The sequence below is a fragment of the Pseudoalteromonas sp. OOF1S-7 genome (genome assembly GCF_022347765.1).
Lineage (GTDB): Bacteria > Pseudomonadota > Gammaproteobacteria > Enterobacterales > Alteromonadaceae > Pseudoalteromonas.
In genome coordinates, this window is record NZ_JAKRFZ010000020.1 from 68,608 (window position 1) to 90,650 (window position 22,043).

The 22,043-nt window shown below is 47.7% G+C and carries 21 protein-coding genes; 6 read left to right on the forward strand and 15 right to left on the reverse strand.

The window, feature by feature from the left end; translation table 11 throughout:
* Positions 1 to 4: 4 nt before the first annotated feature.
* The 11 genes from lpxD to rpsB form a co-directional block, all read right to left on the reverse strand.
* Positions 5 to 1,045: a UDP-3-O-(3-hydroxymyristoyl)glucosamine N-acyltransferase gene (gene lpxD / locus MHN33_RS20885; protein WP_239401023.1), complete on the reverse strand. Its 1,041-nt coding sequence runs from the start codon at positions 1,043 to 1,045 to the stop codon at positions 5 to 7.
* Positions 1,045 to 1,563: an OmpH family outer membrane protein gene (locus tag MHN33_RS20890; RefSeq protein ID WP_239401025.1), complete on the reverse strand. Its 519-nt coding sequence runs from the start codon at positions 1,561 to 1,563 to the stop codon at positions 1,045 to 1,047. Before MHN33_RS20890 ends, lpxD begins: the two co-directional genes overlap by 1 nt.
* Positions 1,564 to 1,573: 10 nt before the next feature.
* Positions 1,574 to 4,045, reverse strand: coding sequence for an outer membrane protein assembly factor BamA (gene bamA / locus MHN33_RS20895; protein WP_239401027.1), 2,472 nt, complete (start codon positions 4,043 to 4,045; stop codon positions 1,574 to 1,576).
* Between the two features lie 67 nt (positions 4,046 to 4,112).
* The gene (rseP, locus tag MHN33_RS20900) at positions 4,113 to 5,465 is read right to left on the reverse strand and encodes a sigma E protease regulator RseP (RefSeq protein ID WP_239401029.1); all 1,353 of its coding nucleotides are present in this window, start codon (positions 5,463 to 5,465) and stop codon (positions 4,113 to 4,115) included.
* Positions 5,466 to 5,473: 8 nt separating this feature from the next.
* On the reverse strand, positions 5,474 to 6,661 hold the full coding sequence (gene ispC, locus MHN33_RS20905) for a 1-deoxy-D-xylulose-5-phosphate reductoisomerase (RefSeq protein WP_239401031.1): 1,188 nt from the start codon (positions 6,659 to 6,661) through the stop codon (positions 5,474 to 5,476).
* Positions 6,658 to 7,524, reverse strand: a complete 867-nt coding sequence (locus tag MHN33_RS20910; RefSeq protein ID WP_239401033.1) for a phosphatidate cytidylyltransferase — start codon at positions 7,522 to 7,524, stop codon at positions 6,658 to 6,660. Before MHN33_RS20910 ends, ispC begins: the two co-directional genes overlap by 4 nt.
* 11 nt (positions 7,525 to 7,535) lie before the next feature.
* Complete coding sequence (locus tag MHN33_RS20915) at positions 7,536 to 8,309, reverse strand: isoprenyl transferase (RefSeq protein WP_239401035.1); 774 nt, start codon at positions 8,307 to 8,309, stop codon at positions 7,536 to 7,538.
* Between the two features lie 77 nt (positions 8,310 to 8,386).
* Positions 8,387 to 8,944, reverse strand: a complete 558-nt coding sequence (gene frr / locus MHN33_RS20920; protein ID WP_010385751.1) for a ribosome recycling factor — start codon at positions 8,942 to 8,944, stop codon at positions 8,387 to 8,389.
* Positions 8,945 to 9,028: 84 nt separating this feature from the next.
* Entirely contained in the window at positions 9,029 to 9,769 is a 741-nt protein-coding gene (pyrH, locus tag MHN33_RS20925; protein WP_010385750.1) for a UMP kinase, read from the reverse strand.
* 150 nt (positions 9,770 to 9,919) lie between these two features.
* A complete protein-coding gene (tsf, locus tag MHN33_RS20930) occupies positions 9,920 to 10,771 on the reverse strand; it encodes a translation elongation factor Ts (RefSeq protein ID WP_125783261.1) in 852 nt (283 codons plus the stop codon).
* 162 nt (positions 10,772 to 10,933) lie between these two features.
* Entirely contained in the window at positions 10,934 to 11,662 is a 729-nt protein-coding gene (rpsB, locus tag MHN33_RS20935) for a 30S ribosomal protein S2 (protein WP_049866374.1), read from the reverse strand.
* Between the two features lie 316 nt (positions 11,663 to 11,978).
* Between rpsB and map the strand changes: the two genes are divergently transcribed.
* The 3 genes from map to dapD all read left to right on the forward strand — a co-directional run bounded on the left by map (position 11,979) and on the right by dapD (position 16,390).
* Positions 11,979 to 12,770: a type I methionyl aminopeptidase gene (gene map / locus MHN33_RS20940; protein ID WP_239401037.1), complete on the forward strand. Its 792-nt coding sequence runs from the start codon at positions 11,979 to 11,981 to the stop codon at positions 12,768 to 12,770.
* 162 nt (positions 12,771 to 12,932) lie between these two features.
* Entirely contained in the window at positions 12,933 to 15,551 is a 2,619-nt protein-coding gene (gene glnD, locus MHN33_RS20945; RefSeq protein ID WP_239401039.1) for a [protein-PII] uridylyltransferase, read from the forward strand.
* Between the two features lie 11 nt (positions 15,552 to 15,562).
* The gene (gene dapD, locus MHN33_RS20950; protein ID WP_046003875.1) at positions 15,563 to 16,390 is read left to right on the forward strand and encodes a 2,3,4,5-tetrahydropyridine-2,6-dicarboxylate N-succinyltransferase; all 828 of its coding nucleotides are present in this window, start codon (positions 15,563 to 15,565) and stop codon (positions 16,388 to 16,390) included.
* A gap of 36 nt (positions 16,391 to 16,426) precedes the next feature.
* Here dapD and MHN33_RS20955 read toward each other — a convergent pair whose 3' ends face one another.
* Complete coding sequence (locus MHN33_RS20955; RefSeq protein WP_239401041.1) at positions 16,427 to 16,867, reverse strand: hypothetical protein; 441 nt, start codon at positions 16,865 to 16,867, stop codon at positions 16,427 to 16,429.
* Positions 16,868 to 17,083: 216 nt separating this feature from the next.
* On the opposite strand from MHN33_RS20955, the gene MHN33_RS20960 reads away from it, so the two are divergent.
* Positions 17,084 to 17,668 carry a DUF4879 domain-containing protein gene (locus MHN33_RS20960; protein WP_239401043.1) on the forward strand — a complete coding sequence of 195 codons (585 nt, stop codon included), beginning with the start codon at positions 17,084 to 17,086 and terminating at the stop codon, positions 17,666 to 17,668.
* A gap of 176 nt (positions 17,669 to 17,844) precedes the next feature.
* Here the strand turns inward: MHN33_RS20960 and MHN33_RS20965 are convergent, their stop codons facing one another.
* Positions 17,845 to 18,798 (reverse strand): heme-binding protein, encoded by a 954-nt coding sequence (locus MHN33_RS20965; RefSeq protein ID WP_239401045.1) that lies wholly within the window; start codon positions 18,796 to 18,798, stop codon positions 17,845 to 17,847.
* A 307-nt stretch (positions 18,799 to 19,105) separates the two neighbouring features.
* A complete protein-coding gene (locus MHN33_RS20970; protein WP_239401047.1) occupies positions 19,106 to 19,405 on the reverse strand; it encodes a helix-turn-helix transcriptional regulator in 300 nt (99 codons plus the stop codon).
* Between the two features lie 219 nt (positions 19,406 to 19,624).
* Between MHN33_RS20970 and MHN33_RS20975 the strand changes: the two genes are divergently transcribed.
* Positions 19,625 to 20,077: a helix-turn-helix transcriptional regulator gene (locus tag MHN33_RS20975; RefSeq protein ID WP_239401049.1), complete on the forward strand. Its 453-nt coding sequence runs from the start codon at positions 19,625 to 19,627 to the stop codon at positions 20,075 to 20,077.
* Between the two features lie 76 nt (positions 20,078 to 20,153).
* Here MHN33_RS20975 and MHN33_RS20980 read toward each other — a convergent pair whose 3' ends face one another.
* Positions 20,154 to 20,852 (reverse strand): NAD(P)H-dependent oxidoreductase, encoded by a 699-nt coding sequence (locus MHN33_RS20980; RefSeq protein WP_239401051.1) that lies wholly within the window; start codon positions 20,850 to 20,852, stop codon positions 20,154 to 20,156.
* 124 nt (positions 20,853 to 20,976) lie between these two features.
* Between MHN33_RS20980 and MHN33_RS20985 the strand changes: the two genes are divergently transcribed.
* Complete coding sequence (locus MHN33_RS20985) at positions 20,977 to 21,828, forward strand: LysR family transcriptional regulator (RefSeq protein ID WP_239401053.1); 852 nt, start codon at positions 20,977 to 20,979, stop codon at positions 21,826 to 21,828.
* Positions 21,829 to 22,043: the final 215 nt, after the last annotated feature.

The following is a 22,043-nucleotide window of genomic DNA, read 5'->3' on the forward strand; positions in this document are numbered from 1 at the left end:
TCCTTTAGTTATCAGTATGTTTAAGCTGTTCTGTGAGGCTTTCCAGCGCTTTTAGTCGCGCTTTAAAATCCGAAAGATTACGTAGATGAGCAATGTTTTTACGCCACTCTTTATTCGTGGTGTGCGGCATACCTGATGAGTAAATCCCCGGCTCGGAGATCCCTTTTGTCACCATGCTCATGCCTGTAATGACGACTCCGTCACACACTTCATTGTGTCCGTTGACAGCCACCATACCGCCAATCTGGCAATATTTGCCAATTTTCACGCTACCGGCCATAACGCTACAACCAGCAATGGCTGTACCGTAACCAATCTCAACATTGTGTGCGATCTGAATTTGGTTATCCAGAATCACATTATCGTGGATCACCGTGTCATCTAGTGCACCACGATCTATGGTCGTACTTGCCCCCACTTCTACGCGGTCACCGATAATGACGCTGCCAAGCTGAGGAATTTTAACCCATTCTCCGCTTTCGTTGGCATAACCAAAACCATCACTGCCGATCACTGCGCCAGACTGGAATAGACATGACGCGCCAATAACGACTTCGTGATAAATCGTAACATTAGCCCAAAGCTTAGTCTTTGCACCAATACGGGTATGTTTGCCAACAAAGCACCCTGGGCCTATCTGTACATCATCGCCCAGCACTACGCCTGCTTCTATCACAGCATTAGCACCGATACTGACATTGTTGCCAAGCTTCACCGACTCATGGACTGAAGCGCGCTCGTGAATACCCTGAGCTGAGTCAGGTGTGGTATCCATGTATTGCGCAAGCTTAGCGTAAGCGACATAAGGGTTATCACAGACTAGCTTGTTGCCAGAGAAGTGTTCCGCCTCAGCAGGAGCCAGAATAACGGCCCCAGCTTGTGTAGAGGCAAGTTGGCTGCGGTATTTCTTGTTTGCCAGGAACGCGATGTCCTGACCACCTGCATTAAGCAAGGTGGCAATTTTCTCAATTGGCTGAGCCGGATCGCCTTGTAATTCGGCGCCCACAGCGTCAGCCAACTGCGACAAAGTGTAGTGTTTGGTCATTACTTTTTACTGACTACTTCAACAATTTTATCAGACAGGTCAGAAACTTTATCAGGGTTGAAGTAAATTGTCGTATCTTTTACGCGAACTTCATCGTATTTTCCTTTTTTGGCAACTTCTTCAATGGCATCAACGATCAGTTTCTGTACTTTGGCCAGTTCCTGGTTTTGACGCGTTTTGATCTCCTGCTCAAGAGGACGACCTTTTGTAGCCAGTTCTTGCTGCATGCCCTGGATCTTTTGACGCAATGCAACCTGCTGATCTTCACTCATTGTCGCGCTTTCACGCTTGAACTTTTCAGCTTCGAAACGGATGTCACCTTGTAGTTTTTCTAATTCTTGACGACGCTCTGCGAATTCAGCCTGTAAAGTTTGCTCAATTTTTGCCATTTGTGGCAATTTTTTGTAGATATTTTGCATGTCAACCAGGCCAACTTTGTGTGCAAACGCAGACGCAGAAGCCCCCATCATGAGTGTTGCCATCAGCGCCATGGCCGAAGTTTTAAAAAGGTTTTTCACAATTAGCTCCTTAGAAAGTATTACTTATGTTAAAGCTGATGAAGTCAGTTTCATCATCTTCTTCTTTTTTCAGTGGGTAGGCAAAACTGATCAGCATAGGTCCCATCGGTGAGATCCACTGTACAGATAAGCCTGTAGATACCCTGAATCGGCTAGGATCAGAGTAATCTGACAATGTTTTATACACATCCGGCGACAAATTCGTGTAACGATCGGCATCGAACTCCGTATCCCAGACGTTCGCAGCATCAACGAAGAAGCTGGTGCGTACTGAGCTGGTGTTTTCCTCTTCGAGGAATGGAGTTGGTACAATCATCTCGATACCAGCCAGCGCTTTAGCGTTACCACCGATACGACCGCCCTGGATCAGGTTGTCAAACTGCGGATCGCCGCCAATTGAATCTGGGACTGTACCATCCGGTAACGGTGTACCGCCAATCGAGGAAGGTGAACGCTGCAACGCACGTGGCAGTATGGTGTTACGATCAAAGCCACGCAATTCCATTTCGGTAATGCGATAGAATTCCTGGAATGGCAAGGTTTGTTCAAAGCCGTTAACTTCTCCGTAGCCATTGCCATAAGCAAGTCCCGCACGAGCCGAGAAAACCCAGCGATGATCGTTACTGACTGGCCAGTAGAAACGCGAGTCGTAGTTCACTTTGAAAAAGTTCAGGTCAGAGTTAGGGGTTGTCACTCTGAAAGTTGCGCTCTGACGAGAACCATCTGTCGGGAACATCCCGCGGTTAACCGTGATCCGTGACCAACCCACGCTCAGTTCATATTTGGTAAAGTCGAATCCTGCATCGGGGTTTTCCGGATCAGTGAAGGCCAAACGCATCACCCGAGATTGTTCGTAATCCGGAATACGATCCAGCTCTTCCTCAATCCAGCGCACACCAAAATTAATCCGGTTTACGGCATCGATTGGGAAACCGAAGTTGGTACCAATACCATAGTTGGTCTGGTCGTAGTCGATTAGGCCCAGCTTGCTGCCGTCGAAGTCGCTATAGAAGATACTACTGCCTTGCGACACACCATCTGGCGTGAAGTAAGGGTTTGTATAAGATACCGTATAACGCTTTGAGCCGCGTCCGGTATTAATGTTAAACGCCAGCTGGTTACCCGTACCAAGGAAATTAGATTCACTGACCCCAACGTTAAATTGCAAACCACCATATGAACCATAGGCGACACCGGCCTGGAAGCTCCCTGCAGGCTGCTCTTTGACTTTAAAGTCAACATCAACCTGATCGTCAATCCCGGGGATAGGCTTAACTTCAAAATCAACGCTTTCCATATAAGGAAGACGCTGGATCTGCAGCTTAGAGCGCTCCAGACTCTGGTTAGACAACCAGGCGCCTTCCAGCTGTGTCATTTCACGACGCACAACATGATCGGCCGTGACCTGGTTACCATTCACTGCGATACGACGCACGTAAACACGCTTACCCGGGTCAACCGCCAGGGTCAGTTTTACTTCTTTGTTTTCGTCATCAATATCAGGAACGGTGCGCACCTCAGCATTGGCATAGCCAAAGCGTGCCAGGTAGCTTTTAATGAATTCTTCGGTGGCCGTTACGATTGAGCCATTGTACAGCTCGCCGCTTTTCAGTGGTACAACACTACGGACCAAGTCTTCACGGCCCAGCAGATCACCAATGAATTCGAAGTCCTTAACCATATACTGCTCACCTTCAGTGAGGTTTGCAGTGACATAAACAGACTCACGCTCCGGGCTCACCGACACTTGAGTTGAATCTATGTTGAAGCGCAGGTAGCCACGGTCAAGATAGTAACTGCGGATCTTTTCAAGATCGCCTTCAATGGTTTGCTTCTGGTATCGGTCGCTTGACAGGAATTTCCACCAGGGTAAGTCTTGTTGCGACTCAACCAGCTTTAATAATTCTTCATCGGAGAATAGCTCGTTACCAACCAGGTTAATCTGCCTGACCGATGCCGCATCTCCCTCGTTGAAGTCCAGCTTTAAGCGGACTCGGTTACGTGGTAACTCAACAATGCTCATCTCAATTTTGGCATTGTATTTACCGATACTATGAAAGAACTCGATCAGGCCTTTTTCGACACTGTCAATGACTGTTCTGTCAAGGGTTTCACCGGCTCGAATATTTTGCTGATCTAAGCTTTCCTGCAGCTGCTCATCTTTGATGTCTTTGTTACCATCAAATTCGATTGAGGCAATGGTCGGACGCTCTTTAACTTTGAAAATTACCTGATTGCCATCACGGAATGCAGAGATATCGTCGAAGTGACCAGACGCAAACAGCGCCTTGATTGTCTTTGACACCGTGTAGTCGTCAATTTGATCACCCACGTTGATAGGAATATGTGTTAATGCCGCGCCCAGCGCAACACGCTGCAGGCCTTCAACTTTCAAATCTTCTACGATAAAGGAGTTTTGCCCCAGAGCAGCAAAGCTCGCGCCCAGTAAACTCGTTACAGCTAAATGTTTTTTTATAGGCATTTTATTATCTTTATCCTTTACAGCTTACGGCGAACAGTGCGCCTCAATTGCTATCGCACCTAGCGGCCTAAAGCCTCGATACATCGTTAAGTAGTGCAAAACAAGTTAGCGCCAGGAGCACAACTGCACCCACCTTGTAGCCTAACTCTTGTGTCTTTTCAGAGACCGGTTTTTTGCGAATAAGTTCAATAAAGTAATACATTAAGTGCCCGCCATCTAAGACCGGCAGGGGTAAAAGGTTGAAAACCCCCAGGTTGACGCTAATTAAGGCCAAAAAGCCTAAAAATGCGATAAACCCGTAACTGACACTATTTCCGGCCCCAACGGCAATACCAACTGGCCCACTGAGATTTTTAACCGATACCTGGCCGGTTAATAAATTACCAATCATCTCAAAACTGAGCGCCGTTAAGTCGTAGGTCTTTTTAACGCCCAGCACGATACTATCGAACACCCCGTATTGTCTAGTTTCAATATACCCTTCCGGCCAGGGTTCAAGCACAGGGACTACGCCCAGGTAGCCAATCAGTACTCCCTGATTGTCTTCGCGGCCCTGTGGTGTCGGGTAAAGGTCAACCTCTACACCCGCTCTTTGTACCACCAAATGACTGCGTTGTTGCGCTGACGTTTGTACCAGCTGAACAAATTGCTCCCAGGAATCTAGTGTTTCATTGTTAAAACGCAGCAGCTTATCTCCCACTGCTAAGCCGCCCTGCTCAGCAGCAGAGCCTGAGGCAATCTGCGCTATTTCTAGTTTCAGATTAGGACGATAAGGCTGGATACCCACTGACGTCAAAGGCGGCACATCTTGCTCATCCAGCCGCCATTCACGAGTATCGAGCTGACGTAAAGCGAGCTGGCCTTTGCTGTCCTGAACTTTAAGGATAACTTGCGATTCACCCAGCCCGCCCATCAGCGAAAAGGTGACTTCCTGCCATGATTGGACGAGCTGATCGTCCACACTAATAATGCGATCACCCGGTTGCACCTGAGCCTGCGCCGCAATGCTGTTGTCGGTCACATTCCCGACTATGGGCTTGGCATTCTGAACACCGATCATATACATCAGTGCAAGGGCAAAAATGGCAAAAATAAAGTTCGCAAGTGGTCCAGCAGCTGAAATAGCGATTCTGGAAAGGACAGGCTTGTTGTTAAATGACAGATGTTGTTCTGAAGCTGGCACCTCGTCTACACGTTCGTCCAGCATACGAACGTACCCACCCAGAGGTATGGCAGCAATGACATATTCAGTACCGCGCTTGTCATACCAACGGATCAAAGGTTTACCAAAACCAATTGAGAATCTAAGCACTTTAACGCCAGCCTTTCTGGCAACCCAAAAATGGCCATATTCATGTACGGCCACCAAGATCCCCAGTGCGACAATGAAAGAACCCAGGTTCCAGAAAAATTCCAACATAGTGACTCCTACTTACTGATCAGTTCCCTGGCAAGTCTGCGGGCTTGCGCATCCTGTGCCATTATCGCGTCCACAGAGTGTAAAGGTTCGAGGTGGCAACGTTCAAGCACTTCAGCGTTAATGCGATAAATATCACAAAAGCCAATTTGCTCGCTTAAAAAGGCCGCGACAGCGATTTCGTTTGCCGCATTTAATGTTGTTGTTGCAGACTGACCACTGCGACAGGCATCAATTGCCAGCTTTAAATTGGGGTAACGGTTGAAATCAGGCTTGGTAAAGGTGAAGTCGACGATATCAGCAAAGTCGAGCGGCTTAACGCCCGCTTCAATGCGCTCTGGATAAGCCAACCCATAGGCGATGGGTGTGCGCATATCGGGCTGCCCCATTTGTGCAATCACAGAGCCATCGATGTACTGCACCATGGAATGGATCATGCTTTGCGGGTGGATCACGACTTCTATGTCGTCGGCCTGACAATGAAACAGCCATTTTGCTTCTACAAATTCCAGCCCTTTGTTCATCATGGTCGCAGAATCCACAGAAATCTTCTGGCCCATAGACCAGTTGGGGTGTGCGACTGCCTCAGCGACGGTCACGTCAGCCAATGTATCAGTGGCACGAGTCAGAAAAGGCCCGCCAGAGCCGGTTAGCAGAATTTTACGGATCCCCTGTGCAGCCAGGGCGGTGCTGTCACCATTTTGCAGTGAGCCTGGCAGACACTGGAATATGGCGTTATGTTCGCTGTCTATGGGTAGCAAAGTCGCACCATGGCGCTTCACTTTATCCATAAACAGCTGACCGGACATCACCAGAGATTCTTTATTGGCCAGCAAGACTTTCTTGCCCTGCTCCACCGCTGCCAAGGTTGGCAATAATCCCGCAGCTCCGACAATCGCCGACATCACGATGTCAACATCCGGATGAGCCGCCATGTCACACATCGCTTGCATACCGTTAAGCACCTCTGTCTGCGATGTACTCAATGCCGCGCTCACCTCTTTCGCAGCGTCCTCAGACCCCATAACCACATAACGAGGCTGATGCGTCAGAGCCTGCTCAATAACCAGCTGCACATTACGCCCTGCAACCAGCGCAAAAACCTGATATCGCGCTTGATTTCGCTCAACGACATCCAGCGTGGATGTACCAATAGAGCCCGTAGACCCTAAGATAACCAGGTTTTGCTTGTCACTCATAGTGTTACCGTCCAGGCGTATAGCAAGGCAAAAATCGGCGCGGCCGCTGTTAAGCTATCGATGCGGTCAAGAATACCGCCATGTCCTGGCAGACATTTACCGGAATCTTTTAGGCCAGCTTCGCGCTTAAACATACTTTCGAGTAAATCGCCGATTGCTGAAAACAGCGCAATCACAACGGTTAGCCCGGCATACAGGAGCCACTGGTGTTGCGCCACGTCGCTGCAATAGCAGAAGATAATCACAAACACGACCGACGTCAGTAAGCCACCGATCAACCCTTCAATGGTTTTATTCGGGCTGACATTAGGCATCAGCTTGTGTTTACCAAAGTTCTTGCCGGCAAAATAAGCACCAATGTCTGCACTCCAGACAATGCCCAGTACCACCATGATTAGTACCGACCCGTATTGCTGCGCCTGATGATATTCAGCACTGCGCAATACATTGAGTGCCAGCCACAAGGGGATCAACGTCAGAAATCCGGCGATGGTACGCATGATCATGCCGTCATTCCAGGCTTTGGCCATACGCGGGTAATTCATTACCAGAATAGTCGCCACCAGCCACCAGGCGGCGGCTAGTGTAAACACATAATTTGCATCGGCGACCAGACGGCCCTGTTCCCACAACTCCGTAATTGGCCAGTGAATGTGCAGGCCAGCCAGCACGGCGGCCATCATGGTGACATAAATGCCTTTGTGAAGTCGGTTGGTCAGGCCAATGAACGCCGCCCATTCCCAGGCACCCATTAAAATGATAGCGCCGGCGATCACGCTAAATAGATTCAGCGGTGTAAAAAACACCAATAGTAAAGCCAGTGGCGCCAGCACCACCGACGTCATAACACGTTGTTTTAACAAACTTTATACCTTCAACTTGTTGTCTTGCGCTCGGCGAGTAATTGTTTTATTTGTTCGCCGGTACAACCGAAACGTCGTTCTCTGGACACGTAACAGGCGAGCGCTTCTGAAAACGCCTCTTCATTAAAATCGGGCCATAACGTTTCGGTAAAGTAGAGCTCAGCATACGCAGCCTGCCATAGTAAGAAATTACTGATGCGGTAATCTCCCCCTGTGCGGATCAACAGATCAAGCGGGCTTTGATCCGCCATGGTGAGCTGCGATGAAATCGCTTCTTCTGTAATGTCGCTCGCCTGGATGGCGCCGTCAGCAACTTGTTCAGCCAGGGACCGGGCTGCCTGCATGATATCCCAGCGACCACCATAATTGGCCGCGATGTTCAACTTTAATCCCGAGTTGTGCTCGGTTAATTGTTCTGCATCGGCAACTTTTTGCTGCAACCCGGCAGGAAAACGCGAGATGTCGCCAATGATTGAAAGCTTCACATTATTCTTATGGAGCTTTTTAACTTCTTTACTCAATACAAACAGGAATAATTCCATCAAAGTGCTGACTTCGTCCTCGGGACGACGCCAGTTTTCACTACTGAAAGCGAACAACGTCAATGACTCTATCCCTAGCTTAGAGCAAAACTGCACAGCATGGCGAACCGAATCTACCCCTTTTTTGTGTCCATATGCGCGGGGACGCTTACGCGCCTGAGCCCAGCGGCCATTTCCATCCATAATGATAGCGACATGTTTGGGCAGAGATTGCTGTGAAATTGCGTCAGCGGTTAAAATCATAATGCCTATTTAAGTAAAAAAAAACGCCGTCTAGTATACCTTAGACGGCGCTGCAAACCTAATAAATTTGTGGTTGCTTAGATTTCCATCAGCTCTGCTTCTTTCGCACTCAGCTGGGTGTCCATCTCTTTGATAAACTTATCAGTTAGCTTCTGGATCTCGTCTTCTGCCTGACGTGCTTCGTCCTCAGAAATCTCTTTATCCTTCAGCAGTGATTTCACGTCACCGTTGGCATCACGACGAATGTTACGAACCGCAACACGGCCGCCTTCAACTTCACCACGTACGATCTTGATCAGGTCTTTACGACGCTCCTCTGTCAGCGGAGGGAGTGGTACGCGAATAACGGTCCCCGCAGACATTGGGTTAAGGCCCAAGTCAGACGCCATGATTGCTTTTTCTACCGCTTGCGCCAAAGACTTGTCAAATACGCTGATAGCCAGTGTACGCGAATCTTCCACTGTCACGTTTGCAACCTGGTTAAGTGGTGTGTCAGCGCCATAGTAAGACACAGAAATGCCATCAAGCAATGCCGGGTGTGCGCGACCAGTACGGATTTTAGACAGCTGGCTTGCCAGCGCAGCTACGCTTTTTGTCATGCGCTCTTGCGCATCTTTTTTAATATCATCAATCACAGTGCTATCCTATTCTTTACTGTATTAATCGGACTCAGCTTACAGGTTAAGTTGCTGGTATAGCCAGCTAATGCGCCGGAACGCTTACTCTGCAGCTGGTTGTGTACTGATTAACGTACCTTCTTCTTCACCCATGATAACCCGCTTTAACGCGCCAGGCTTGTTCATGTTGAATACGCTCAAAGGCATGTTGTGGTCACGGGCCAGCGTAAATGCCGCCAGGTCCATAACCTTTAATTCTCTTTCAATCACTTCATTGTACGTCAGGTGGCGGTGTAATTCTGCATCCGGGTTTTTCACAGGGTCATCACTGAATACGCCGTCTACTTTGGTCGCTTTGATAACCGTATCTGCTTCAATTTCAATACCGCGTAAACAGGCTGCTGAGTCGGTTGTGAAGAACGGATTACCGGTACCCGCAGAGAAGATCACCACACGACCTGATTTCAGTAAGCTGATTGCCTCTGCCCAGTTATACGCATCACACACGCCATTTAAAGGAATGGCAGACATCAGACGCGCATTCACAAACGCTCTGTGCAGCGCATCACGCATTGCCAGACCATTCATCACGGTTGCCAGCATACCCATGTGATCGCCCACTACGCGGTTCATACCCGCTTCGGCTAACGATCCGCCACGCAAGAAGTTACCGCCGCCGATAACCAAACCCACTTCTACGTCGAGTTCTACAAGTTCTTTTATTTCTTGGGCCATGCGATCCAATACTTTAGGATCGATTCCAAAGCCTTCATCTCCCATCAAAGCTTCGCCGCTAAGTTTAAGAAGAACGCGTCTAAAAACAGGTTTTCGATTGATAGTCATAATTTCCGGGCCAAATTAAAAGTGAGATACAAAATAACCGCGCTTATGAAAGACATAAATGCGCGGTTATTTTAGAGAATTTTGTGCAGTGACGCAAAAGCAAATCTCATCTCGAGGAGGCTTTTGCATCACTTAATCACCTAAGCGTGATTATTCGCCTTTCGCAGCTGCGATTTGTGCAGCAACTTCAGCAGCGAAGTCTTCTTCTTTCTTCTCGATACCTTCACCAACTTCAAGGCGAATGAATGAAGAAACAGAAGCACCTTTTTCTTTCAGGTACTCACCAACAGACTTCTTAGGCTCCATGATGAATGCCTGACCAGTAAGAGAGATCTCACCAGTGAACTTCTTCATGCGACCAACAACCATTTTCTCAGCGATTTCAGCAGGCTTGCCTTCGTTCATAGCAATTTCAACCTGAACCGCTTTTTCTTTCTCTACAACCTCAGCAGGTACGTCTTCTGGGTTTAGGTAGTCAGGCTTAGACGCAGCAACGTGCATTGCAACGTGCTTCAGAGTCTCTTCGTCAGCGTCACCTGTAACAACAACACCGATACGGTCGCCGTGGCGGTATGCAGAGATGTTTTCGCCATCGATGTACTCAACGCGACGAACGTTGATGTTTTCACCGATTTTAGCAACTAGTGCAACACGGGTCTCTTCGAACTGAGCTTTCAAAGTTTCGATGTCTGTCTTAGCTTCAGCAGCAGCATCAAGAACAGTGTTAGCGAAACCCAGGAAGTTTTCGTCTTTAGCAACGAAGTCAGTTTGACAGTTAACTTCAAGAAGTGCAGCGAAACCTTCACCTTGCTTGATCAGGATTGTACCTTCAGCAGCAATGTTACCTGCTTTTTTAGCAGCTTTAGCAGCACCGCTCTTACGCATGTTCTCGATCGCCAGATCGATGTCACCGTTAGTTTCAGTCAGTGCTTTTTTACAATCCATCATGCCAGCGCCAGTACGCTCGCGAAGTTCTTTAACTAGGGCAGCAGTTACAGCCATTAGAATATCCTCAATTCTGAATTCGGTTTTTTGATAAGCGAATTACCGCTTATAAAGAATATCAAGTCTTCGGAAAAATAAGATGAAGACTTGATGACAGCTTAGCGCGTTGCGACCGGCCACTCGCACACGTGTGTTGCCAGTGGCGCGGTATGCAAACTATTACTCAGCTTCTACGAAGTCGTCGCTTTCAGCTTGAGCAACGATGTTGCTTTCACGACCTTCAGTGATAGCAGTCGCTACAGCACCAGTGTAAAGCTGGATAGCGCGGATCGCGTCATCGTTACCTGGGATGATGAAGTCAACACCATCTGGGTTAGAGTTAGTATCAACAACAGATACTACTGGAATGCCCAGGTTGTTTGCTTCACGGATAGCGATGTGCTCGTGGTCAGCATCGATGATGAAGATAGCGTCTGGAAGACCGCCCATATCTTTGATACCACCAAGGCTCTTCTCAAGCTTTTCCATTTCACGAGTTTTCATCAAAGCTTCTTTTTTAGTCAGCTTCTCGAAAGTACCGTCTTGGCTTTGAGTCTCAAGGTCTTTAAGACGCTTGATTGATTGACGAACTGTTTTCCAGTTAGTCAACATACCACCTAACCAACGGTGATTTACGTAGAACTGCTCGCTTTGAATAGCTGCTTCTTTAACTGCTTCGCTTGCAGCGCGCTTAGTACCAACGAAAAGGATTTTACCTTTGTTAGATGCAACGTTCGAAAGGAACTTAAGTGCATCGTTGAACATAGGAACTGTCTTTTCCAGGTTGATGATATGTACACGGTTACGAGCGCCGAAGATGAAAGGCTTCATCTTAGGGTTCCAGTAACGAGCCTGGTGACCGAAGTGAACACCAGCTTGAAGCATATCGCGCATTGAAACGTTTGCCATTTGTATTTTCCTCTAATTTAGTTAGGGTTAGGCCTCCACATATCCCATAACACCAACAGGTTCGGCAGTCCGGTTACCCGGTAATTTGTCCCGACCCTGCACCCAAGTGTATGTGTCGATATGTGTGTGTGTTAAAATTAAATTTCGTGTTGTCTTCGTTACAAACAACCTGTGAGCTAAATTGACTCGAAAGATTTATTTGTAAAAAGACGGCGCGCTTTATACCATATAAAAGAAATTAACTCAACGTTTGGGCTAAAAATCGTTCATTAACTAGCCTGATGTTGTTGCGTCGAAACTATGACTTGGAGTCTCAATGAGTGCAGTGATCAAAACCCCTGAAGAAATCGAAAAAATGCGTATTGCCGGTAAGTTAGCCGCTGAAGTATTGGAAATGATTGAACCTTATGTCAAACCAGGGGTGACGACCGATGAGCTGAATACCATTTGTCATAATTATATTGTGGATGTGCAACAGGCGGTCCCTGCGCCACTTAACTATCACGGTTTCCCTAAGTCTATTTGTACCTCAGTGAATCACGTGATTTGCCACGGTATTCCAAACGACAAACCGCTCAAAGAAGGTGACATCATCAATATCGATGTGACAGTCATTAAAGACGGTTACCACGGCGATACCTCAAAAATGTTCTTCGTTGGCAAGCCAAGTATTCAGGGCAAGCGTCTGAGTGAAGTCACTCAGGAAGCACTTTATATCGGTATTCGTATGGTGAAGCCAGGCGTACGTATCGGTGATATTGGCGCTGCAATTCAAAAATATGCCGAGGGCTTTAACTATTCTATCGTCCGTGAATATTGCGGTCATGGGATTGGTGCCGAGTTCCACGAAGAACCGCAAATCGTTCACTACGGTAAACCAGGCACTGGTGAAGCACTGCAAGCCGGCATGTGTCTGACTATTGAGCCGATGGTCAATGCAGGCAAGCGCCACTGTAAACTGCTCAAAGACGACTGGACTGTGGTCACCAAGGACCGCAGCCTGTCTGCCCAGTGGGAACACACTTTGCTGGTGACTGAGAACGGAGTAGAAGTGCTGACGCTGCGCAGCGACGACACCATTGAAAGAGTGATTGAGCACACAGCTTAAGTTGAACTCAAAAACGCCACCAGCCGGTGGCGTCTTGCTTAGCAGACTTGTATGCTGCCTTTTCATCCATTTAAGCGCCCTTACCCTATCACTTCCTCGCATTTTTTTGCCACTTAGTGTAAAACTGAGCTGTGAGTTTTGCGCGCAACATAGGGAGCCCAGGTGGCACTACCAAACAAAGTAAAAACGCTTCTCGACGAAGCGCAAACCTTGAATGACTACAAAAACTGCCAGGCCTATTTTTATAAATGGCTGAACAATCAGTTTTCTAAACAGCCTGTCCGACAGCTCATCAATGCCAGAGCTGAGTTTATTGACCGCCTGTTGATTAAACTCTACTCCGACACCGGACTGGCCCAGTTCCCCGACCTCGCCCTCATTGGCGTAGGTGGATATGGTCGTGGAGAGCTGCACCCGTATTCAGACATCGACTTTTTGTTACTCTGTAAAGTGGAGCCAGGGCCCGAGCTAACAGGATCATTAGAGTCTTTTATGACTTTGTTGTGGGATTTGAGCCTGGATATTGGCCACAGCGTGAGGACCCACGAGCAGGTACTTGAGCAAAAACGCGAAGACGTGCACTTTACCACCAGCTTGCTGGAAAGTCGCTTAATATGCGGCAATCATGTTGAATTTGAACGACTCAAAAGTCACATTGTTGAAACCCCCATCTGGCAGTCGGATGAGTTTTTTATCGCCAAGGTCAAAGAACAGCGCCTGCGTCGCAAAAAATGCCATGGTACCGCTTATAATCTCGAGCCGAATATCAAGGAAAACCCGGGGGGCTTGCGCGATCTTCAGACCATTTTCTGGGTCGCGAAGAAACACTTTCACGCCGAAACGCTGGAAGAGTTGATCAGCCACGGCTACCTGACTCATGAAGAATATCAGGAGCTGCTGGAGTGTCTGGAAAATCTCTGGAACATCCGTTTTGCGCTGCATCTGGCAGCCGGACGCAGTGAAAACCGCCTGCTGTTTGATTACCAGCCACATGCCGCCGAGCTCTTAGGGTTTGGCTCCGAAGGTAAAGCTTCGGTCGAGCGTATGATGAAGCGCCTGTTCCGGATCATGAGCCGGGTTCGGGAAATGAATCAAATGCTGCTGGGTTATTTTGAACAGAGCATTTTACCCGATCAAAGCGAGCAAACCGTGATCCCGCTCGACAACCATTTCGAGCGAGTTGGCAGTAAAATTCGGGTCAAAAATCCCTCGGTGTTTTTTCGCAGGGAAAACCTGATCTTATTATTTGAGCACATCGCCGACAATCCCGAGATCACCGACATCGACCCCAGCACCATCCGTACCGTGCGCCAGGTAAGACGACGCCTGCTCGGTGACTTGCAGGATTATGCTGCTTGCCGTGACGCACTGATGCGCCTGCTCAAACATCCCAACGGCATGGGCCGCGCATTTACCCTGATGCACAAGCACGGTATCATTGCCGCCTATTTACCGCAGTGGCGCAATATCTTTGGTCAGATGCAGTTCGACTTGTTCCATGCTTACACCGTGGATGAACATACCCATAAGTTGATCAACAACATTTACCGCTATTTCAGCCATGAGCATCAGGGCGAGTTTCCGCTGTGCTCCGAAATTGTCACCCGCATGGATAAACCTGAATTGCTGTATCTGGCAGGCATTTTTCATGACATCGCTAAAGGCCGTGGTGGAGATCACTCAGAACTTGGGGCCGTCGATGCTACCGCTTTTGCACGCATGCACGGTTTTTCCTCGTCCGACAGTAAACTGGTTGCCTGGTTGGTTGAAAATCACCTGCTGATGTCGGTTACCGCGCAACGTAAGGACATCAATGACCCGGATGTGATCAACGAATTTGCCTCTCGTATTAAAAACGAACGCCAGCTCGATTACCTCTACTGCCTGACCGTTGCCGATATTCGCGCAACCAATGACAATCTCTGGAATGACTGGAAAAACACCCTGTTGCGGGAGCTTTATTTGCTGACGCAGCGCGCACTGCGTCTGGGGCTTGAAAACCCCATGGATATGCGAGACCAAATTCGAGATAAAAAACAACAAGCTAAGCAACGGCTAATCAACAAAGACTACCGCGAAGATCTAATTGATATGATCTGGGCACGCTTTAAAGCTAACTATTTTACTGCATTTAGCGAGCAACAAATTTCCTGGCATACCGAATACTTGCTCGGTCGTGATGATTTGAGCCAGCCTTGCGTGGTGGTCTCTGAGCAGCCAATGCATGGCGGTACTCAGGTCTTTGTTTATGCCCCCTATGAAGCCAGCCTATTTGCCAAACTGGTGGCGGTGATTGGCTCAAAAAAAGCCCAGATCCAACATGCCCAGGTTTTGACCACCAAAGACGGTTATGTGGTATTTAGCTTTGTTATTTTGGAAGTCGATGGTCGCCCTATCAGTGGCAGTCGGGCCAAAACGCTGCGCCGCAGCCTGGAAGTGATCCTGACCGACCCGAAAAAGAAAATTCGGCTCAAGAAAAACCGCTCTCAGCGCTTTAAAGATTTTAATATTAAACCTAAGGTCGTGGTACGTCCCCACGCCCGCAGTGACCGTAACCTGATAGAAATCCAGGCGGTGGATATTCCCGGTTTGTTGACTAAAATAGCCGAGGTATTTCAATTTCATGCACTGCATATTCACGCCGCGCGCATTACCACAGTGGGCGAACGTGCGGAGGATTTCTTCGTGGTCTCGGACAAAGATTATCAACGCCTCAGTGAAGATGCCAAGGCATCGTTACATCGTTCACTGATGAAAAAACTCAATGCAGAATCTGAATAAATGAGGACACTATGTCGGATTTAAAAACCATTATTGAACAAGCCTGGGAGCAACGCGATACCATTACACCAAGTGATGTGTCTCCACAGGTTAAAAATGCCATCATCGATGCACTGGCCATGCTGGACTCAGGCGCAGCCCGTGTAGCGGAAAAGATCAGTGGTGAGTGGGTTGTACACCAGTGGCTAAAAAAGGCCGTTTTGCTGTCTTTTCGTATCCGCGACAACCAACCCCTGCATGATGGGGTAAACCAGTTTTACGATAAAGTGCCGCTTAAGTTCAGCGACTATACACCTGAACAATTTCAGCAAGGCGGCATGCGCGTTGTACCTAACGCCGTTGCACGCCAGGGCAGCTTTGTTGGCAAAAACGTGGTTCTGATGCCGTCTTATGTCAATATTGGCGCATACGTTGACGAAGGGACTATGGTGGATACCTGGGCCACAGTCGGTTCATGTGCGCAGATCGGCAAAAATGTGCACCTGTCTGGTGGTGTAGGCATTGGCGGTGTGCTGGAGCCACTGCAGGCCAACCCTACCATTATTGAAGACAACTGCTTCATCGGTGCCCGCTCTGAGATTGTTGAAGGCGTAATTGTCGAAGAAGGCGCGGTTATTTCAATGGGCGTGTATATTTCACAAAGTACCCGTATTTATGACCGTGAAACCGGTGAGATCCACTACGGTCGTGTGCCAGCTGGCGCTGTGGTCGTACCGGGTTCTTTACCAAGCAAAGATGGTACACACAGCCTGTATGCCGCCATTATCGTGAAGAAAGTGGATCAGCAGACACGCGAAAAAGTCGGTATTAACGCCCTGCTTCGCTCAGTACAGGATTAATACTCACCCCGGGCATTGTTAACGCCCGGGGATCAACTAGGCCGTGACATTTAGCCCCTCGCTGGCCTCTGACGGCATGTAGCTTTGTCCGTGTAACGCCCTAACAGCCGCCAGCCTCTCCTTCAAAAAATCAACCTGACCCAAATCCCCGATGCTCTCGCTAAACTCGATGGACTGCTCAATCTGGCCAATATAGTCTGTTTTTACATCGCCCATTTGGGCCTGCTGACCATCAAGATGTACCCGACCACCGGGTAAAACCATAGGAACAGCCAGATCGGCAACACCCGAACGTACCAGGGCATTGTATTGATTGGGAGAAATATTGTGCATATCAATAGTCTGCTCTGCCTGACCTCCCGACGAAGTTTTGCTAACGTCAGTATGCTGATAAGCCGACACGTGAGAATTGCCGGCCGTGCTGTATTGATTTGTATTTGTGACGGCAAAGTTTTGCCCCATTCCTTGAATATTCATAGTACACCTTTGTACTTTTATTGATCGCAATCAACACAATGCATATTTTGAACCACAGTGTAGTTAAATTTTAATTTACTTTTTATAAACATTGTGAAAACATAAAAACCAGCGAACAAAGTCGCTTATAGCCCAGTAAATTCAATAATTTACCTGTATTACTTTATTTAATAATGACTGTGTTTATCCAAGGAAAACCATATTAAGAGGAAATTTATGTTTAATTTAAAAAAAGTATCACTTGGTATTACCCTGCTGGCCAGCTCTGTTGTTGCCGGTCAGGCCATTGCCGCACATGTTGAACGTGGTGTTGCCGTTGATGTTCAGGAAGTTAAACTGCCAACCCTGAACGGTATGCAACTTGACCTGAGCCATCTGCAAGGCCAGGCACAGTCAAAGGCCAGCAAATCAGACGTGACTATAATGGGACCTGCCAGTGGCATCAGCTATTACGAAGTCTTTGCCGTCGGTTCAACAGATAAAGGCTGGGAATATCCACCTGCATCGCAGTTTTCAACGACGGAAGATCATGGTGGCAATCAACTGCTGGTTGCAGTGATCCAGTATGGATATGGAAACCCAAATCAGGCAACCATGAATGGCCAGCAAAAGAGCTATAACAGCCGCGAATATTTGTGTGGCTCAATGAGTAACTTGCATATCTGTAATACAGGAGAAACCGTGACAGGCTTCCTGTATTACTTTGACTTCAGTGGTCAACAAAGTGGCCAGTTTAATACCTCCTCTAACTCAACAGCATCGCCGTTTGGGTACTGGAGCGACTCAATCTATATCAAGTAACGCGTATTAATCGCCCTACTTAAACTAGCCTCAGGGGATATTTAGTCCCCTGTTAATGCTCGCCGACTCAGTCGCAAACCAGTATCTGCCAACCGGCTTTTCAGGCAGGAGCCCGTAAAAGCCAGACGTACTCTTATACAACGAACAGGACTGAGCAACAGTGACAACTGTGGTTGTTATGTATTCACCTTTTCCAGCGTATTAATACTGATATGAGGCCAGCGGATCAACTCACCCGGTCTGTCTTTGCGATTGAAGAAATCCAGGATCACCGTTTGGGAATACTGCATCCAGAGCTTGGGATTACCATTTGAGTCGGTTTCTGTCAGCTCATAAATCCAGAATGTAGAATGCATCTCTGCCGCGTTTGCCTGGCGAGTAACGAATGGAATATTGTTTACTGACCCGGATGCCGCAGTTGAACGCACTTCGAGCTTGGTCGTATTGCGTACCTTGCCATCTCTGAGCAAAGGTGCAATCGCCTTTTGTAACAGCGCATTTGCCTGAGTTGGATCAAATAATCCTTCAAACGGATGGTCCCTGAAATGCTTATAGGGCACCAGATAAGGGTTTGAATCAATGTCGCCCGACACACCAATGGGCAAGCCATTCAGGGCTGGGATTTCAAATCCAGACTGCGACTGTGCACTCTTACCCAATGCAATCACCGCATCGCCATGAGGAATGCTGGACAGGCGGGCGATATCTAAATCATCCGTCAACTGATCGCGCATGTGCAGCCATAATCCGGGCTCATGATGGATAGCCAGCCCTGGCTTGCCCGCCAGACCTGACTGGGGGAAATCATCCGCAGCAATCTGGTTGATAATTTGGGTGTAATCGAGTGTCGCAACCGATTGGTCGTCAGGTATTCCCCTGTTTGGTACGCCTTTATCAACCAGATTGAAAGTCAGTGTTTCATCATACTGGTTCATCAGCAACCGATAATCCAGATCGCCCGCAGCAAAAGGCAAGGCTATCATGTTCCAACCATGCCCCTGCAGGTTACCAATATTTTGCCAGCTGCCCGGCAGGTGGCATAACGGGCCCAGCTCCGAGTCTTGTTGTTCTCCGATAATGATTTTACGTTGGTTCTGATCAAATCCCAACTGCGATTTAGGTGACGACATAAAAAGCTCCTTGTACTTGCTTGATTGCGCCCTAGTCGCTAACAACCCTAATAGTGACAGGCACGTGACAGGATGGGACTGCAAGCAGGAATACCTTTGAGTTTATCCTGAAAAACAGGGTTTAACAGGCAATCGAAAACAGCCAACGACGGCAAAAGGATCCATGCTCCCACAGGAAAGCTAGTACAGGAATGGGGATTAGACGAATAAAAAATGAAAACAGGGCACGAACGTGCCCCGACAACACGATATGTTAGCTTAGGGGAACCTGCTGACAGTATGCTCTGTCAGAGATTTGCTGAGCGCTTTATGCAGACTGTGGTTCGTCGATTAAATCGCTTTGGGCCCCTTGCTCCAGCAAACTCATGAAGTTTGGCTGACCAAAAATCATCATGATATCCAGCAATTGACAGGCGGATAAGTCAGACTTACCGCACTCCCAGTTAGAGATGGTTGCCTGATCAACGGGTGTGACAAGCTTTTTACCTAACTCAGCCTGAGTTAAGTTCATTTCTCTGCGCAGGCGACGGATCGCAGTTTGAATTTGCTTCCTGGCTGCTATGGTGTGTGCTTTACGCACAGATTCATTTCTTTTAACAGTAGTCATAACATATCCGCTTATTATCAAATCACAGTGTCTTACAAACCTAAAGCCTTGTGTCTAAAGCCATTCAATTCATAAGCCCCTAAACACAGGTCTGAGTTTGCACTTAACTGGAGTCAGTTCCAAAAAAGTGCTTAATTTTTCGTCCCGGTTAGACATTTGACTAAGAGTCATGTAGTCTGAACGGGTCAGGTGGATAAATAATTAACCGGATTGGGTCATATGTCAAATACTTTTGCTACAAGATTAAAACAGTTACGTATCAACTTGGGTTATTCTCAGGTTGGCTTTTCAGAAATACTGGATATTCCAACTGCGTCTTATCGAAAGTATGAAAAAGATGTTAGAGAGCCTACTTTATCTGTGATCAGCAAGTTCTTTTTGCATCCGGCAACCAAAGACAATGCACTGTGGCTATTGACCGGTGAACGCCAGCAGCAGACTTCGGAGCCTATTGCCCCAATTGAGCCACCAATGGCTTACCACTCTGACATGGAACAAAGCCTGATAAGTAGTATTGCCAGTTCTCTTGAGTTTATTGCACATATGAAATGGTTCACACCAGGTTCACAGGCTGGTTATCAGGATTATGGACATATAATCCTGCGCGACCTGAAACCCCTCCTCCAGCAGGGTTCTGTTGTCGCCACGCATGATGAAAAGCGACGTGCATAACACTGTCGGTTATTGACAAAAGTAACCCAAAGCGATCACTTTCCACTTTTTTGCATAATCGGATATTTCACCGAAATTACACGGTTTGCACCTTAACCTTATCCGCTCGTTTGCTGCTCGCCAGCTCCTGTGCCAGCGTGTGCGCCCGTTCATACGCCTCTTGTAGTGATACATGGTGTCTGCTATCTGCGAACTCCTGATATTCACTCACTATTTCATACATAGTTTCAACCCCGAGATAACGACTCAATGTGCGTAGATGTGGCATCAGGTGATTGTTCTGTGCTCTGATCTGGGGCGCTTCGAAACCAAACTCGCCGCATGAGGCTATTGCGATCAATGTCTTACCCGACAGTAAAGGTTGCAACGGGAAATCCCCACGTGCGAGGTCGAAGTCAAAGGTCTTGTTAATCCGCACAACCTGATCAAACCAGGCTTTAAGCTGGGCTGGCATACCGTAGTTGTACATTGGTGTTGATATAACAATGATATCGGCACTCACCAGTTCATTGATCATGGTATCGGATAAGGCCAGTAGCTGCGTTTGCTCCTCCGTTCTGTCGCCTTCGGCCGTGAATACTGCCCCAATCCAGTCCTGAGTAATGAACTGAGGTGGATGTATACCGACATCACGATAGATATACTCATCTATAAAGCCCGCCTTTTGCCAGCTTTCAACAAACTTATGCGCAATGTTTTTAGAAATTGAGTTGTGCGATGGATTAGTATTGCTGATCGCTCTGACACTCGAGTCTATATGCAATATTGTGCTCATACTGATTACCTTATTGATTAATGACGGATACCAGTGTGCGTTTCTGCGGCCAATTAGACAAACGATACTCTTACACCTATAGATGAGTTAAAATCACCTATGAATTTTTTACAGGGTATTTGCTATGCCATTATCTGTCTCTTTACAGGCGCTCAAAGCGTTCGAAGCTGCGGCGCGCCATGGCAGCTTTAAGCTCGCAGCACAGGAGCTTGCATTGACTCCGACGGCAATCTCTCACCATATCAGTAAGCTTGAAGATCGCCTCAATATTTGTTTGTTTGAGCGTCAGCCCAGGAAAGTACGACTCACCGATACGGGTCAGCAACTGGCCAGTGCAACTTCCGAGGGCTTTGCTAAAATTGAACGTGCTCTGGCTGATATCCAGCAATTAAATGAAGTGATTCAGGTCAGCACCACATCCTCATTCGCAGCTCAGGTTCTGCTGCCTGCACAGCATACCTTCGCAGCCCGTCATCCGAATATTTCGATGCAAGTGTCAAGCGGTGAACAAACTGACAGCCACCCCTACTCTATTCCGATACGGCTAGGTAATATTCAGGACGTTGTGATTGAGGACAGGCTGAATGTGGAGCAATACAATGTGTTCGCCAGTACGAGCACCAAAGTTTTACAAGCCTCTCCTGTTCGCTCGGTGCTTTACACCACACGCTGGAAAAACGCGGCGCTGTGCACACCGCCACTGGACTCCTGGCTCACCAGCAACGGACTAGACAGAGACGACTTTATTATCAGGGAATTTGACCAGGAGTTGTTTGGGATCCAACAGGCTATAGCCGAAAAGGCGCTGGTGTTTTGCTCTGAGATACTGGCTCGCCGTATGTGCTCAAGCGGCCAGTTGAGGCCTGTAGGAGATGAAAATATTTCCTCAGCGCTGTGTTATTATATTCCCAATAAAGCACGATTCAGAACGCATAACGCGATGAAATTTATTGCATGGGTAGAAGGGCTGGTTTAACTCAAAAATAACGCTCTGAAGTCTGCGCCGGACACAGACTCTCAGATTTATACTCTAATGTGGCTTGTCAGCATAAGCAGTACTTGAAAAGGTAGTGTTCAATTTTCTGTGTCATTTCGATAAGTTAAGATATAAAAAGAGAAATGACCCATGACTACACAAAAATTTGATTTAGATTCTGTATTGAAAGCGCTCCAGGACGGCAAAAACCTCAC

Excerpts from the sequence above, each read along its gene's own strand:
- rpsB (WP_049866374.1), bottom strand. The coding sequence starts at position 11,662 with ATGGCAAACGTTTCAATGCGCGATATGCTTCAAGCTGGTGTTCACTTC.
- MHN33_RS20980 (WP_239401051.1), bottom strand. The coding sequence starts at position 20,852 with ATGAGCACAATATTGCATATAGACTCGAGTGTCAGAGCGATCAGCAAT.
- lpxD (WP_239401023.1), bottom strand. The coding sequence starts at position 1,045 with ATGACCAAACACTACACTTTGTCGCAGTTGGCTGACGCTGTGGGCGCC.
- MHN33_RS20965 (WP_239401045.1), bottom strand. The coding sequence starts at position 18,798 with ATGTCGTCACCTAAATCGCAGTTGGGATTTGATCAGAACCAACGTAAA.
- MHN33_RS20985 (WP_239401053.1), top strand. The coding sequence starts at position 20,977 with ATGCCATTATCTGTCTCTTTACAGGCGCTCAAAGCGTTCGAAGCTGCG.
- MHN33_RS20975 (WP_239401049.1), top strand. The coding sequence starts at position 19,625 with ATGTCAAATACTTTTGCTACAAGATTAAAACAGTTACGTATCAACTTG.
- pyrH (WP_010385750.1), bottom strand. The coding sequence starts at position 9,769 with ATGACTATCAATCGAAAACCTGTTTTTAGACGCGTTCTTCTTAAACTT.
- ispC (WP_239401031.1), bottom strand. The coding sequence starts at position 6,661 with ATGAGTGACAAGCAAAACCTGGTTATCTTAGGGTCTACGGGCTCTATT.
- MHN33_RS20970 (WP_239401047.1), bottom strand. The coding sequence starts at position 19,405 with ATGACTACTGTTAAAAGAAATGAATCTGTGCGTAAAGCACACACCATA.
- dapD (WP_046003875.1), top strand. The coding sequence starts at position 15,563 with ATGTCGGATTTAAAAACCATTATTGAACAAGCCTGGGAGCAACGCGAT.
- MHN33_RS20960 (WP_239401043.1), top strand. The coding sequence starts at position 17,084 with ATGTTTAATTTAAAAAAAGTATCACTTGGTATTACCCTGCTGGCCAGC.
- bamA (WP_239401027.1), bottom strand. The coding sequence starts at position 4,045 with ATGCCTATAAAAAAACATTTAGCTGTAACGAGTTTACTGGGCGCGAGC.
- tsf (WP_125783261.1), bottom strand. The coding sequence starts at position 10,771 with ATGGCTGTAACTGCTGCCCTAGTTAAAGAACTTCGCGAGCGTACTGGC.
- rseP (WP_239401029.1), bottom strand. The coding sequence starts at position 5,465 with ATGTTGGAATTTTTCTGGAACCTGGGTTCTTTCATTGTCGCACTGGGG.
- map (WP_239401037.1), top strand. The coding sequence starts at position 11,979 with ATGAGTGCAGTGATCAAAACCCCTGAAGAAATCGAAAAAATGCGTATT.
- MHN33_RS20955 (WP_239401041.1), bottom strand. The coding sequence starts at position 16,867 with ATGAATATTCAAGGAATGGGGCAAAACTTTGCCGTCACAAATACAAAT.
- MHN33_RS20915 (WP_239401035.1), bottom strand. The coding sequence starts at position 8,309 with ATGATTTTAACCGCTGACGCAATTTCACAGCAATCTCTGCCCAAACAT.